This window comes from Lewinella sp. JB7 (assembly GCF_024297185.1).
GTDB lineage: Bacteria > Bacteroidota > Bacteroidia > Chitinophagales > Saprospiraceae > Neolewinella.
Map to the genome: position 1 here is coordinate 149,026 of NZ_JANCTD010000006.1, position 15,392 is coordinate 164,417.

Annotated in this window: 9 protein-coding genes; 6 read left to right on the forward strand and 3 right to left on the reverse strand. The window is 57.4% G+C overall.

Annotation, left to right across the window (positions count from 1 at the left end):
- Window positions 1–51: 51 nt before the first annotated feature.
- The 5 genes from pgk (at window position 52) to NMA52_RS12295 (ending at window position 6,228) form a co-directional block, all read left to right on the forward strand.
- On the forward strand, window positions 52–1,266 hold the full coding sequence (pgk, locus tag NMA52_RS12275) for a phosphoglycerate kinase (protein ID WP_254827965.1): 1,215 nt from the start codon (window positions 52–54) through the stop codon (window positions 1,264–1,266).
- A gap of 37 nt (window positions 1,267–1,303) precedes the next feature.
- Window positions 1,304–3,688, forward strand: a complete 2,385-nt coding sequence (locus NMA52_RS12280; protein ID WP_254827966.1) for a GAF domain-containing protein — start codon at window positions 1,304–1,306, stop codon at window positions 3,686–3,688.
- 101 nt (window positions 3,689–3,789) lie between these two features.
- The gene (locus tag NMA52_RS12285) at window positions 3,790–4,848 is read left to right on the forward strand and encodes a PhoH family protein (protein ID WP_254827967.1); all 1,059 of its coding nucleotides are present in this window, start codon (window positions 3,790–3,792) and stop codon (window positions 4,846–4,848) included.
- A gap of 357 nt (window positions 4,849–5,205) precedes the next feature.
- The gene (locus NMA52_RS12290) at window positions 5,206–5,688 is read left to right on the forward strand and encodes a hypothetical protein (RefSeq protein WP_254827968.1); all 483 of its coding nucleotides are present in this window, start codon (window positions 5,206–5,208) and stop codon (window positions 5,686–5,688) included.
- Between the two features lie 60 nt (window positions 5,689–5,748).
- Window positions 5,749–6,228 carry a hypothetical protein gene (locus NMA52_RS12295; RefSeq protein ID WP_254827969.1) on the forward strand — a complete coding sequence of 160 codons (480 nt, stop codon included), beginning with the start codon at window positions 5,749–5,751 and terminating at the stop codon, window positions 6,226–6,228.
- A 192-nt stretch (window positions 6,229–6,420) separates the two neighbouring features.
- On the opposite strand, the gene NMA52_RS12300 is transcribed toward NMA52_RS12295, so the two are convergent.
- Window positions 6,421–7,977 (reverse strand): hypothetical protein, encoded by a 1,557-nt coding sequence (locus NMA52_RS12300; RefSeq protein WP_254827970.1) that lies wholly within the window; start codon window positions 7,975–7,977, stop codon window positions 6,421–6,423.
- Window positions 7,978–8,487: 510 nt separating this feature from the next.
- Entirely contained in the window at window positions 8,488–9,498 is a 1,011-nt protein-coding gene (locus tag NMA52_RS12305) for a PorP/SprF family type IX secretion system membrane protein (protein WP_254827971.1), read from the reverse strand.
- A 154-nt stretch (window positions 9,499–9,652) separates the two neighbouring features.
- On the opposite strand from NMA52_RS12305, the gene porU reads away from it, so the two are divergent.
- Complete coding sequence (porU, locus tag NMA52_RS12310) at window positions 9,653–13,534, forward strand: type IX secretion system sortase PorU (RefSeq protein WP_254827972.1); 3,882 nt, start codon at window positions 9,653–9,655, stop codon at window positions 13,532–13,534.
- A gap of 117 nt (window positions 13,535–13,651) precedes the next feature.
- Here the strand turns inward: porU and NMA52_RS12315 are convergent, their stop codons facing one another.
- On the reverse strand, window positions 13,652–15,385 hold the full coding sequence (locus tag NMA52_RS12315) for a RagB/SusD family nutrient uptake outer membrane protein (RefSeq protein ID WP_254827974.1): 1,734 nt from the start codon (window positions 15,383–15,385) through the stop codon (window positions 13,652–13,654).
- Window positions 15,386–15,392: the final 7 nt, after the last annotated feature.

Here is a 15,392-nt window from a genome sequence, read left to right on the forward strand (position 1 = left end):
GGCGCGCCAGGAACGGTAGCGCCCCCTTTTGCTTTCTAACCCTACCCCGCTATGAAGTTTCAAGATCTTGACGTTGCAGATAAAACCGTACTCGTACGCGTAGACTTCAACGTACCCATCGACGAAGACGGTACGATCACCGACGACACCCGGATCGCGAAGGCCGCGCCCACTATTCGCCACCTCCTGGAGAAGGGGGCGGCCGTCGTGTTGATGTCCCACCTGGGACGTCCGCAAAAGGAAAAGCTGGAGGACGGAACGGTCGACAAGGAACAATTTACCCTGAAGCCGGTCGTCACCACCCTGGAGGACCACATCGGCTGCCAGGTGCAATTCGTAGCCGACACCATCGGGGAGGAAGCGCAGGAGGCCGTCCGTGCGCTGGAAGCCGGGCAGGTCCTGCTGCTCGAGAACACCCGCTTCTACGCCGGCGAAGAAAAAGGGGACGAAGACCTGGCGAAGCAGATGGCGGAACTCGGGGACATCTACGTAAACGACGCCTTCGGTGCCGCCCACCGGGAGCATGCCTCCACGGCTACGGTAGCCAAGTACTTCGACCAGGACAAAAAAAGCTTCGGATTCCTGATGGCGGCCGAGCTGGAGGGAGCCGATAAATTGCTGAACAATCCGGCTCACCCGGTGACCGCCATCGTCGGTGGTGCCAAGGTGAGCGACAAGATCCAACTGCTGGAGAAGCTCATGAACTTCGCCGATAACGTCATCATCGGGGGTGCCATGGCTTACACCTTCAGCCTGGCTAAGGGCGGCAAGGTGGGTAATTCGCTCGTGGAGCGGGACAAAACCGACCTGGCGCTGCAACTGCTGGAAAAAGCGGAGCAGACGGGCACCAAGATTTACCTCCCCGTGGATACGGTAGTCGGTAAGGAGTTCAGCAACGAAACCCCCTCGCAGGTGGTCGCCGCGGGCGAGATCGGCGATGATTGGCAGGGACTGGACATCGGTCCGAAGTCCGTTGAGGAATTCTCTGACGTTATCGCCCGCAGTAAATCGATCCTCTGGAACGGGCCGATGGGGGTGTTCGAAATGAAGAACTTCGCCAAGGGAACCGACGCCATCGCCCAGGCGGTGGCCGACGCGACGGAAAATAACGGCGCGTACAGCCTCATCGGGGGAGGAGATTCCGTATCCGCGATCAACCAGGCCGGACTGGCCGACAAGGTGAGTTTCGTGTCCACCGGCGGGGGCGCCATGCTCGAGTTGCTGGAGGGAAAGGAGCTTCCCGGCATCCGGGCTATCCGGGGATAAGCAACCACGGCAGGTACCGGAGCGTTGTTGCGGTACGATGGAGCTAGATATTCAACTGGTTGGGGTTGAGGAGCATACCGGCAACGAGCATACGTTCCGCCTTCCCGCCAATCTTACGGCGGAGCAATCCCCCTTTTCGCCCGCTTATGCCACGGTATTCAGTCTGGATACCTTGCTGCAACGCGTAGAGGAGATTGCCGATAGTGAAGAGTTCGGTGCGCGATTCCTCGCGCGGGAGATCCTGCGACGCGTGGAAGATGCTCCCGCGCTGCGGGGCCCGCAGTTGACCATGGAGGTTATCGAACGCCACCAGGATACTCTCGATTTGTTGTTTACCGCGCTGATGTCACCACTGGACCGCGCGACCCGATTGTTTAAGGTGGCCCTACCCTTCAGTATGGTGCCCATCTACGTGAGTCCGGCACTGCAACGAATACTGGGACAGCAGGACGTCTGCTATTCCTTTTCGTGCGACATGGCCGAATTGCGGGAAACGTTGGCCGTCATGGTCGGTTGTCGGATCCTGAATCAGTGCTACGGGGTTGAAGTGGATTTCGCGGCTCCCGCGCTGCTCACGGTTCCGGACCCGAACACTGGCCTACAACGCTTCTACAAGCCCCTGGTCAGTACCGACTACGCCGAGGTCGTCGTAGAGGGGCCCCTCCCCCCCCTGAGCAAGGCCGACATTCAGCATTTACTGAACAACATCCACGACGGCGAGCTGTGGCTGCGCAAGCTTCCCCCGGAGTCCTTCTCCTTCCGGGGCTTTCACCTGTCTCAGCTACACGAAGTGACGCAGGAAGAAAGTCTTAGCCGGCTAAAACACCGCCTCATCAGTCGCGACGCCGTACTGGACGTGGAACGCGTGAAGGAGCTGGCCGAACTCGTGCGTCTGCACTTTCAGTTACCCAATTTGCAATTGGGGCTTACGGCCGTGGATTTTCCTCTGGAGCGGGCCATCGACCACGAACACCGGATCCGTTACAATCTGCTGGCCGATCAGGTTGATCGACTCGTCAACAGCCGCCACGCGGGCGGTGTCTACGATCGCTCGTTCTCGTCCGGTGAAATGCTGGTCGTGGAGGACCTGCGGGCGCTTCCCTCCCCCACCGACCTGGAGCGAAAACTCATTGGACTGGGGTACCGGAGCTTGCTACTGGCTCCCTTACTAAGTCAGGACAAGCACGTCATCGGCCTGGTCGAGGTTGCCTGCCCGACGCCGAATGCGCTGAACGCCCTCATGAAGGACCGGTTTCAGGAGATTCGCGGACTTTTCCGTACGGCCGTTGAGCGTAGCCGGGAGTACATCGACAACCGTATTGAGGTTATTCTTAGGGAACAGTACACGAGTCTGCACCCCGCCGTGGAGTGGCGGTTCACCGAAGCCGCGTTCAATATTCTCCAGCGGCTCGAGGACGGCCTGCCGGAACAACCGGAGGAGATCAAGTTTAAGAAGGTCTATCCACTATACGGACAGGCGGACATCGTTGGCAGTAGTGACCTCAGGAATACGGCTATCTACCAGGACCTGGTCGACAACTTGCGGGCGGCCCGCTTTTTCCTCACCCGCGCGATGGATCTGGTGGATTTTCCCATCGTCAAGCAGGTCGTGATGACGTTAGACGTCCACCTCGCCGTTACGTTGGAAGAATTCGACAGTAGCCACGAGATCCGCTTCAGCGAGTTTATTCAGCAACGGCTCACTCCTCTGATCGAGCAACTGGGAGGTCAGATTCCCCAACTCCGGGAGCTGATGGAGCAGTACCGCGGCGACCTTAACCAAGACCTGGGACTGTTTTACCGCGTGCGGCGGGATTACGAACAAAGCGTACACCGACTGAATCAAATGATCGGTGACTTCCTGAGCGACCGGGATCAGGCCGCGCAGCGCATTCTCCCCCACTACTTCGAGAAGTACAAGACCGACGGGGTCGAATACGAGATCTACGCGGGGCAGAGTATGCTCAAGCGCCATGAGTTTACGCGGATTCACCTGAGCAATCTCCGCCTCTCCCAGCTCGTGGACATGTGTGAACTCACCCGCCGGGTCGGTCGGCTCAGCCAGGAACTGCCCATGCCCCTCCGCACGGCTCAGCTCGTGTTCGCCTACACCACGCCGCTAAACATCCGCTTCCGAATGGACGAGAAGCGGTTCGACGTCGACGGTGATTACAACGTACGCTACGAGATTCTGAAGAAGCGGATCGACAAGGCGACTATCCGCCAGGGGCAGGAACGGCTAACCCAGCCCGGTATGATCAGCATCGTGTATATGCAGGACCGGGATGCCGATGAGTACCAGGATTACCTCCACTACCTGCATCAGGCGAATTACATCGACGGGGCCGTCGAAAATCTGGTGCTCGATCCTCTGCAATCCGTGAATGGCCTGCGGGCGCTGCGTTTCCGCGTGAAGGAGTAGGCGGCCGCCGGGAGCGTGGACACTGGCGCAACTTTGGGGCTGAACTTACGGTTTAATAGCCGAACGCCACAACGCTTTTTTTGTGGTTAAAACGCAGACGTTTGAGCGAAATCGTAATGACCATCAATGGGGTGGATCCCGTTGAGCTCCTCGGGGAGAACAATAAAAAACTGAATCTCCTACGAGCGGCATATCCGGAGGCTACCGTCACTCAGCGCGGTACCAACGTGAAGATTAAAGCCGAAAAGCAGGAAGCCCAGAAAATCAAACACCACCTGGAACTGATGATGCGGCTACTGCAGGACAACCGCGAACTCAGCAGTCAGACCGTAGAAGATCTGCTGGCCGGCGAGAATCCGTTCCGGACACGATTGGGCAGCGGGGACAAAAATAAAACCATCGTTTTCGGCCGCAGCGGTAAGCCCATCAAGGCTCGGACGCCCAATCAGGCCGCCATGGTCGAGGCGGCTGAATCCAATGACATCGTTTTTGCCGTAGGTCCTGCAGGAACGGGTAAAACCTATACCGCGGTCGCGCTGGCGATTCGCGCCCTGAAAAATAAATTGGTCAAGAAAATCATTCTAACCAGGCCAGCCGTGGAAGCGGGTGAAAGTCTGGGATTCTTGCCCGGTGATCTTCAGGACAAGATTGATCCCTACCTGCGACCGCTCTACGACGCGCTTGACGATATGCTGCCCCGCGAACGACTGGATAAGTTTAGGGAGGACGGCACCATCGAGATTGCGCCCCTGGCGTACATGCGTGGACGAACGCTGGATAACTGTTTTGTGATCATGGACGAGGCTCAGAATACCACGACCTCCCAGATCAAAATGTTTTTGACCCGTTTGGGCCCCTCGGCTAAGTGCATCGTGACGGGTGACCTGAGTCAGGTGGACCTACCCCGGAATCAAGTTTCCGGACTGCGGCGAGCCATCAAACTGCTGGCCCCGATCAAGGGCATCTCCGTTATACGGCTCAGTGCGGAGGATGTAGTACGGCACCGGCTGGTTAAGTCCATCATTAAAGCCTACGACGCCGCCGACGAGGCGGAAGGCCGGGGACGATTCGGCCCGCCTCAGGAGAGCACTTTCGAGCGTTTAGGCCCTCCCGGACGCAGTAGAAGAGATGATTTCGGGGAATTCGATCACAGCGAGTAGAAAATTCGCGCCCTTTACATATTACGAAACTAAAGAAAGCCAGCGGTGTACACCGCTGGCTTTCTGCGTTTTACGCAATTATTGTCTGATATATTGGCAATTTTTGGTTGCCAAATGGGCGAAAAGTGCCGATGATTCGGGGGAAAGGCGGTGTCATCTTTGGATCACAATCAACAACAAGGGTTGATTCTTCTCTCATGAAGTGAACGCATAGAACATTTAACATAGTCTCTACGGGGCTAAAAAATTTTCGGCATCATGGTTGAAGACATCATTCTCTAACAACGGGCCAACCGCCCATTCACCACCTCCGGGCCCGCCCGGCTTGCTCTCAAATCATATCTTAACACACATCTCATGACTTTCTTTTCGGAAATCCTCTCCCCAGAAACCCTCCAGGCCGCTCAGTCTTTCGTCGACTACCTGAGTACCGTATCCCCCAATATTGTTGTCGAAGACATCATTACCCGCGGTAGCGAACTGGCTTCTAACATCGTCGTCGAAGACATCATCACCCGCGGCGGTGCCTCCAACATCGTCGTCGAGGACATCATTACCCGCGGCAGCGAACTGGCCTCCAACATCGTCGTCGAAGACATCATCACCCGCAGCGGTGCTTCCAACATCGTAGTAGAGGACATCATTACCCGCGGCAGCGAACTGGCCTCCAACATCGTCGTCGAAGACATCATCACCCGCAGCGGTGCTTCCAACATCGTCGTCGAGGACATCATTACCCGCGGCAGCGAACTGGCTTCCAACATCGTGGTCGAAGACATCATCACCCGCGGCGACGTCTCCAACATCGTAGTAGAGGACATCATCACCCGTGTAGCCTAAGTCGCTCACAACCATCACCTACTTCCCACCAAGAATTTTCATCTCTCTCATTCGTATCCCATGGCTCTCTTTACCGAAATTCTCTCCCCCGAAACCCTCCAGGCCGCTCAGTCTTTCATCGACTACCTGAGCTCCGTTCCCGCCAACATCGTCGTTGAGGACATCATCACCCGCGGCAGCGAACTGGCTTCCAACATCGTCGTCGAAGACATCATCACCCGCAGCGGCGCCTCCAACATCGTCGTCGAGGACATCATCACCCGCGGTAGCGAACTGGCTTCCAACATCGTCGTCGAAGACATCATTACCCGCGGCGACGTCTCCAGCATCGTAGTCGAGGACATCATTACCCGCGGCAGCGAACTGGCTTCCAACATCGTCGTCGAAGACATCATCACCCGCGGCGGCGTCTCCAGCATCGTAGTCGAGGACATCATTACCCGCGGTAGCGAACTGGCTTCCAACATCGTGGTCGAAGACATCATCACCCGCGGCGACGTCTCCAGCATCGTAGTCGAGGACATCATCACAAGAGCTTAAGTCTGCCGCGCTTAAATGGCGGAGACCCTTCCCGGACATTTTCCCATCACCCTTACAATTCAAGTCATCATGGTAGAAGATATCATCCTCTAAGACAGCAGCATACTGCTTACGGAGTCACCAGACTTCCCCTCCTTCACTACTAAAAAGCGTTGTATGGATCACTTCTACCCGAATGTCCAGAACGCGGGTCTACTGCGCCGCCCTGCTGCGGATCTTTCGACCATCCGGTGAGTTCTGTTCCAGGTTTTCCAGGACGATCTCCCACAGCGTTTCGTACGGTATGATCTCGGAACTATTGGCGCGCCCCAGTTTTCTAGCCTGGGGACTCACCATCTTCTGGTAGGTCTTACTCGACTTTCTCACCGTTGCCGCGCGGTGAAAGTTGCATTTTTCCGCGGTCAACAGCAGTTTAAAGAAGCAGTTGTTGCGCAGGTTCTCGTTGTTCATCAGGTAACGGCTACCGTAACGGATCAGCGCATCCGTCCGATCGATGATCTTACTGTACTGGTCGTTGATGATGAAGAAAATAACCTGAAGAATGAGAATCTGCACGTTCATCCCTTGTTTGTCCTTCGAATACGAGGGCACATTGTTGACGAACTTGTACAGTTTGAAATCCGGCAACGTACCCTTCGTTTTGGTCAGGTCAATCTTCCCGGCCATCACCAGCAGATTGACGTAGGCCTCCAGGATCAGCCAGTATTCCACGTGCTGCGGAGTAAGCAGTCGGTTCAGCGTTCTGCGGTTGACTACCGCCAGCTGCTCGTAGGCGTATTCCAGATTACCGGTCTGCAGCCCGAGCGTAATGGCGTATTCCGCGAGCTTGATGTTGTTGATCGACTCCTTCGGCACCATGGTATCGGCTCGCTTTACCTGCACGACTCCCTCTTCGAAATCCCGGAGCTTTACCGAACACTCTACCCGGGTCAGGGCCATCAGGCTTAGTGATTGCTGACCGGCACCCTTGCACTTACGGAGCACGACTTCGGCCTCGTTTGCCACCTTAATGGCATCGCCGTATTTCCCCAGGAGCGTCAGGCTGTGCACCTTCATAATGTAGAACATCGCCTGCATCGCCGATACCCGGGGGTACCTCTTTACGGCGACCTCGTGCTCGGCTACGAAAGCACCCACCCGCTGTCCGATCTCATTCGGCAACAACTTATGGGCATAGATCATACCGCGCATGTCCCGGTATCCACTCGAGATCCGGTTGAGTACGTTCTCCGCGTCGGCGTAGTGATCCGCCAGCTCCTGGTACTTCAGAAACTGCTTCTCGTCGAAACCCACCCCTAAGTAGAGACTCGCCAGAATGGACGTCAAACGACTGTTGATCGGCAGTATCTCGTAATCCTGCACCCGGCGAAGCGTCGTGTGTGCCAGGTACTTCACGCTGTGCCACGCACGGCGGGTCAGCAACAGACTGATCAGGTTGAGTTGCCGGTATCCATTTACCTGAGCGTCGTCGTAAGTCTTGTAGTTGGCGGAGTAGACGTTATCGTCCATCACCGCTGTCGTGATCAGATCACGCAACCTACCCTTGAGCGCCCGGTACGCCGGGTGCCGGGAGTCGTACTCGGGACCGTAAAGCTCCGCAACGATCTCATCTTCCGCCAGATCCGTCTTCACCAACAGGCCGTGAAGCTGCGCAATCATTGACTCTCTGCCCTTCGAGTGGCTGATTTTCAACAGCTTCGCCACCTTTTTTGGGGAGGCTATGTCCAGAAGCTCTCTAAGGTCTTGCATGAGGATGTTTCAAAAACAGTGGATTTTAGGTAAATCTTGCCTCCTCAAATTACAGTAGATCAACCGATTATAAAAATTAGGCAAAAAAAAAGCACCCTTTTAGGTGCTGCGAAATCGTGTAAGCTGCTTCTTTTTCGGGTCCCTACCCCCTCTATATTTGTATCATCAACAGGGAAAAACACCTAAGACCGCCCATCGCGGCAAAATTTAATCTTGAGTTTTATGAAATTGTGTTTGTTCATAGTGTCTCTTTAGTTATAATTCGCAACCCTTGAATGTGGGGTTTATAGCATCAAAGGAGTGGTTGACATAACTAGCCTCGTGTCAACTAACCGGTTTAGCGAAATTATAACGACAGCGCCAACCGCTTTTCGGTTGGCGCTATTTTTTTGTCCGCTAATCCGATGCTTGCAAAGCTAATTACTGAGCGGCACTTAATCCGGAAATTATCGGTATATCACCCATAAAATGGACGGATTATCGATTTTTCCTCCAAAATGGAGGATTCTTTTACCGGAACATCCCCATACAATCGTTGTAGCGGTCCGCATGACGCTTTCTTTGCACCTCCCGGCTGTCGCCAAAATCGATGGCGACGCTCATCTCGAAGGTCGGTCCTAACCCGCCCGGAACTGCGCGCAATCCCGAAATCACCGCATCGTAACTGATGCCTACCTTCAGTACGTCCTTGCGGAAGGAAACCGTACCGATGAACCCATCCGGGTTACCGAAGGCGTGGCGGTACCACCCCCCCAAGGCAAAGGTGCCGTAACCAAAGTAGGCCCCCATATTGAGTTGTTGGAAACCCGCCTGCCGCGTATACAGTAGGTTCGGCGTTACGTACGCCGGCCGCCGGGGGTTGCTGAACCGCTTGACGTCAAACTGTGCTCCGGTATGTACACTGAAGCGTTGGGGGCGACCGGCGTACAGATTATTATCCAGGGCCAAAAGCCCCTCGTCCGGGCGGTTGAGGTGCTCGATGCTGAAGCCCCCGTACACGTTTTTGCCGTAGAACAAGACCCCCGACCCCAGATCCGCGGAAGTTTTGGAAATATTCTCCAGCTGCTCTTCCGTGACGCCGTCAATGCCGGCCGATGGGTCGATCACGTCCCCGAAAATCAGCCCGCCGAAATCGATCCGGCTGGTCAGTAATCCGCCACTCAGCCCGATCCGGGCGTGCCAGTCGGAGTTGAGTTGAATATCGTGGGCATACACCAGCGCGACTTGGGTATTGCGGTACAGCCCTTCTAACTGGCTATCGGTCAGCATGCGCAGGCCGAAACTGGACGGGCTACCGTTGACCGGCAGTTCCAGACTGGCCGCGAACGTTTGGTAGGCGCTGGGATAGCTGGTGTGCTGACTGCGGTAGTTGGTCGTAATACGGGGAGCCACACTTACCCCGGTGAAGGCCGGATTGAGCTGCATGGGCGAAGCGTAGAATTGGGAAAATACCGCGTCCTGGCCGTTCAGGACAGTCCCACTCAACAAGCCCAGCACCAGAATAGCCAATAACCTACGCATGCCTAAAGCTAACCTCCGGAACACCGCTTTCCAAACGCTACGTAGCGGCCGTCGTCCCTGCGACAGCCACGGTGGAGTTACCGGCAATGTGGCTACCGCGAACAACGTTTCCCCGCCGCTAGTGTATCTTAATTTTGCGCGCTAATGCCGGACCATGCCGAAGCTTCTTCTCTGTTTTTCTTGTTTTCTCTTTTCACTGACCGCCGTCGCCCAGGTGAGGTTGAGTCAGGAACTGAGTTGGTTACCTCCCCAGACCATCGAATGGGAAGGAAGCCGTCGCGTCATCCTGGCTTACCATTTGGGCGGGGACGCAGGAGCCGAGAAATCCGGAGAGCTGCCATCCTTCGTGCACACCTTCACCGCCTCCTCGGGAGCCCCCCGGGACGTCCGTATCCTCGGCATCGAGACGGAAGACTTTACCCCTCCCGCCGGCTTCGCCGCCGAACCGGAGGATGCATTCACCTTTACGTTCGGCGCTTCTTTGCAACCCGAGGGGTGGCTCGGTAAGGTCAGCGGCCCGGCGATTATCCGCGCGGGGGGAACCCTTAAACGGCTGGTGTCCATTGAACTGGAGCTAACCCCCGCCCCGCCGGCCGGCAACGGAAGCGGACGATCAACCTTCGCGAGCAATTCCGTTCTCCGGGAAGGAGAGATCTACCGCTTTTCCGTACCCCAGTCCGGCGTGTACAAACTTACCCGAGCCTTTCTGGCCAATGAACTAAAGGTCAGCGGGATCGACCAGTTGGACCCGCGCGACATCAAGATCTACGGTCAGCGGGGCGGCATGCTGCCCGAGCTCAATAACGTTACCCCCCCCGACGACCTCACCGAACAGGCCATAACTATTGAGGGCGAAAGTGACGGGCGCTTCGACGCCAACGACTACATCCTGCTGTACGCAGAGGGGCCGGACGAGCGGACGTACGACGCCCTCACCGACCGCTTCACCTACACCAAAAATATCTACAGCGAGCAGAACCACTACTTCCTGCAGATCGGCACCGCCGGAAGGGGCCGGCGCGTAAGTATGCTTCCCTCGACTTCCACCGGTACGGTAGCCAGTAGTTACGACGCTCTGTTTCGCCTGGAGGAGGATCGTTACAACGTACTTCACGAAATCGGAGGCAACAGTCACGGATCGGGGCAGACCTGGTTCGGGGAATTCTTCCGGGTTTCGCGGGAGCGTAACTACCCGGGTCTCGTCACCTTCCCGGACGCGGTAGTCAGTGAGCCGCTACGCGTGCGGGCGCGGATGGGACTACGAACGGAAGCCACCAGCCGCTTCTTCCTGGAAGTAAACAACCAGGAACTGAGCAGCTTCAACGCCGCCCCGGTCGTATTCGGCGCCCAGGAGCAACGATCCGCCGTCATCCCCGTCGAACTGTCGGGCAGCGCCGACATGAGCGGGGAGCGGGTCAATGTCAAACTCAGTTACCCCCACCAGGCCGGCAACGGACAGAGCGAGGGGTGGCTCGACTGGATCCAGCTCCGCGCCCGCCGTCGCCTGAGCTTTGCCGGTCAGGACCAGTTCTCCTTCCGCGACACCCGTACGATGAACGAGGCTTCCGTAACCTACCAACTCCTGAATCCTCCCGCCGATGTACGGGTATGGCGGGTAGACGGCCCCGACGTCCGTCAGGCTCCACTTAACGGAAACAGTTTCAGCGCCGCTGCCGGCGGGACACTCTTCGAATACATTGCCTTCCGCCCCGGGGCCGGCCTACTTACCCCGACGGCCGTAGGACGAGTAGAGAACCAGAACCTGCACGCCATCGACCGGGCCGATATGATCATCGTTACCCACCGCGATTTTCTTACCCAGGCGGAGACCCTGGCCGAACACCGCCGTGCCCACAACGGGTACACCACCCACCTCGTTACCACCCAACAGATCTACAATGAATTCAGTAGTGGGCGTGATGATGCGGCCGCCATCCGCAACTTCGTCCGTATGGTGTACGAACGCGATCCCTCGCTGAAGTATCTCCTGCTGTTCGGGGATGGGAGCTTCGATCACCGCAATATTTACAAACTGGGGACCAACTTCATCCCGGTGTACGAGCACGAGGGAGCCTTCACCGAGGTAAAAAGCTTTCCCGCCGACGACTTCTTCGGCATCATGCTTCCCGCCACCGGAAGTCAGCCGCTCGCCCCCGACCTGAGCATAGCGGTAGGACGGCTCCCGGTAAAGTCAGCCGATGAGGCCGGCCCGGTAGTAGCTAAACTGATTCGTTACGACACCGACCCCTCCTCCCTCGGAGACTGGCGTACGCGCATGGTTTTCGTCGGAGACGACGAGGATGACGGTAAGCACACGCGCGACGTGAACCGGGTCGCAACCGCCGTACAGGAACGCAAACCCGACCTGAACTTCGACAAGCTATACTTCGACCTGTTCCCCCAGCAGAGCCTCTCGGCCGGCGATCGTTTTCCCGACATCACGGAGGGACTGGACCGGGCCGTCTTCCGCGGTGCCCTCGCCGTGACCTACCTCGGACACGGCGGCCCCAGGGGCTGGGCTCAGGAAAGGGTACTGACCATCCCCCAGATCCGCAACTGGACCCGCCCCGTTAATTCCGTCGATCCCATACAGCCCCCCGTGTTCATCACGGCTACCTGCACCTTTAGCGATTACGACGATGCCTCCTTTGTGAGCGCGGGGGAGGAAGCTTTTCTCACGCCCCGGGGCGGGGTGATTGCTCTCATGACCACGACCCGTCCGGTATTCGCTACCCGCAACTACGAGCTAACTAACAATACCGTTCAGGCCATGCTCGACCGGCCGGATGGTTCTTGGCGCAGCCTGGGTGACATCATCCGCATCGCCAAGAATGAAACCACGCCCATCGACCGCGGATTTCTCTCCGGTGACACGGAGAACGCCCGCAAATTCACCCTACTCGGAGACCCGGCCACGGTCATCGCCTTTCCCCGTCACGGGATCCGCACCACCATGATCGACACCCTCGCCGTCGATTCCGTTCGCCGCGACACCGTACGTGCTCTGGAAAAGATGCGCATAAGCGGGGAGATCGTCGACGTCAACGGTAATCTGTTACCGGACTTCAACGGACAGGTCTACCCCACTATCTACGACAAGGCCCAGGTAATTCCTACCCTGCAACAGGACCCCAGCAGTCCGCTGATCGAAGTGGAAGTGCAGCGGAACATCGTGTTTCGGGGGCGGGCTACGGTAACCGCCGGTAAATTCTCCTTCGAGTTCGTCGTCCCCAACGATATCGACTATACCTTCGGTCCGGGTAAGGTTAGCTACTACGCCGCCGACCGGGAACGGTTTACGGATGCGGCCGGCTACTACGACCGGCTCGTCATCGGCGGTACCGGGACAGGAACCGACGCCAACGATCAGGGCCCTACCGTCGACGTCTTTCTCGACGACACTGACTTCGTAGCCGGTGGACAGGTAACGGAAGATCCGGTGTTACTCCTGCACCTCAGCGATGATCTGGGCATCAACGTAACCGGTAACAGCATCGGCCACGACCTGGAAGCCGTACTGGACGGAGACACCCGCAATCCGATCGTACTCAACGATTACTACGAAGCCGACGTGGACGACTTCCGCAGTGGAAAAGTACGCTACCCCCTCTTCGATTTGGAACCCGGAGCGCATACGATCACCGTTCGCGCCTGGGACGTAGCCAACAATAGTACGGTCACCACTGCGGAGTTTATCGTAGCAACCGACGTTGGCGACGCGCTCACCCACGTTCTGAATTACCCCAATCCCTTCACTACCCGTACCTGTTTCCAGTTCGACCATACCCTAGTGGGTCAGAACGTGGAAGCGATCGTACAGATATACACCGTAAATGGCCGCCTGGTCAAAACCATCGAGCGCCCCTTCCCCTTCAGTGACGGTTCCATCCGTCAGGATGACTGCATTGAGTGGGACGGTCTGGACGACTACGGCGACCAACTCGCCCGGGGCGTGTACCTCTACCAGGTTCGCCTACGCGGAGACGGGGTGAACGTGGTGAACGGTGAGCTGGAGAAGTTGGTCCTGCTGCGGTAGCTCACTGGGATAAGGGGGGGGGAAGACTCCCTCAACCGGCGCGACGTACCAAAAAGAAAGCGGCCAGGATACGGATGTATCCTGGCCGCTACTCATTCGGCCTAAACCGATCAAGGCTTAGTTGTACCCGGGGTTCTGGCCGAGTACTTCGAAGCCCTGGAGGTCGATCTGTCCCTGGGGGATGGGGTAGTAAAGATCCTGGGGGGCGGTGAACTGCGCACCACCGAATTGTACCGGCAGGAACTGCTTCTCGTAGTTGATGTAGCCGTTCAGAAAGGATTCCGCCTTTCCCCAACGACGCAGGTCGAAGAAGCGGTGACCCTCACCGGAAAGCTCCAGCTTCCGCTCAAACTGCAGAATCTTGCGAGCGTTGTCCTGGCTGCCGAGATCGTCGTACAGCGCGATCTCGTAGTTTGCTGCGGGGCTGCCGTCGTCGGTCGTCAGTTCGGAGTTCTGGGCCCGTTCGCGCACCATATTGATCAGTTCCAATGCACGACTCAGGTTGTTCAGTTCGATCTCCGCCTCGGCGAGCATCAGCAGTACGTCGGCGTACCGGATGACTACGTAGTTGACGGCGGGGTAGCCGCGGGTCCAGCTCGTACCGTCGGAGAAGGTGTTTTCCTGCGACTGGTAGTACACGAATTTCTTCGGAGAGTAGGGACCGGCGTGGGGCTGATCGCGAATCCAGTCCCGTCCGGGGAAGAGTCCCCAATCGAGGTAAGGAATACCCCGGCGTCCTACCGAGTGGTCGAGGCGGGGATCCAGCGGGCCGCTGTCCGGCGTGAAGGGTTCGGCCGACGCGAGGCCGAAATCGTTAGCCACTTCGTACTGATCCTGACGGTACTGCTCGTCGAGGAGGGGCAGTCCGTCTTCCGTACGGAAGGAGTTTACCAGGTCGAAGCTCGGCTGGAAGAAGCCACAGCAGTTACCGGGTCCACTGGAACCAGTGTTGTGGGGGAAATTCAACGCGAAATCGGGGTTAGCGTTGTTGGTGGTACCGGTATTAGCGGCCGCCTGAATGGCAAACAGCGATTCCTTGTTGTTGTCGAACTCGGCGTTGAATACCTCGGAGTAGCTCTCCATAAGTCCGACCTCCTGACCGTTGGCCGTCATGCCGTTAGCGACTACCCAGTCAAACATCTGCTTCGCTTCGGCCCACTTTCCCTGAAAGAGGTAAGTCTTGCCGAGGTAGGCGGCGGCGGCGGTCTTGTTAGCACGACCGGCCTGGGACTGCGTTTCGGGCAGGTTGTCGTAAGCGAAGCGGAAGTCTTCCTCGATGTGCGGCCACAGATCGGTCGAAGGGGTAGTAACTACCTCCTCCGAGGTCATCAGTTCCGTAATGTACGGGGCCTGGTTGAAGGTGATCTCCAACTGGAAGTAGTAGTGACCGCGCAGGAAGCGACCTTCGGCTACGGCACGGGTGCGCAGGGCCTCGGTTACGGTTGGATCCTCCGACTGGCTCGCTACCTTGATGGCGGCATTGGAACGAGCTACTCCTTCGAAAATGCCCGTCCAGCGGTTAGCGGGTACCTGAGAGGTAGGAGACAGCTGGTACTCCACCACTTCGTTGATGGCGGTGAAGTCACCCGTTTCCGTGCCCTTGTTAGCGTCACCGCCCTGGATGGAACCGTGCACCCAGTTGGAGGCACCGCCGAACCAGTTGCCGCGGCCGCCCAGCTGGGAGTAAGCGCCGATGAGAAGCCCGTCGATACCGGCGGGGCTACTGAGTACGGCTTCGTTAAGTGAGCCCGTCGGGGCCACCTCCAGAAAGTCCTCCGAACAACTGTAGAGGACGACGCCCATCGAAAGGAGGGCGCCGAATATATAAGTGAGACGTTTGTGTGTCTGCATGATTGTT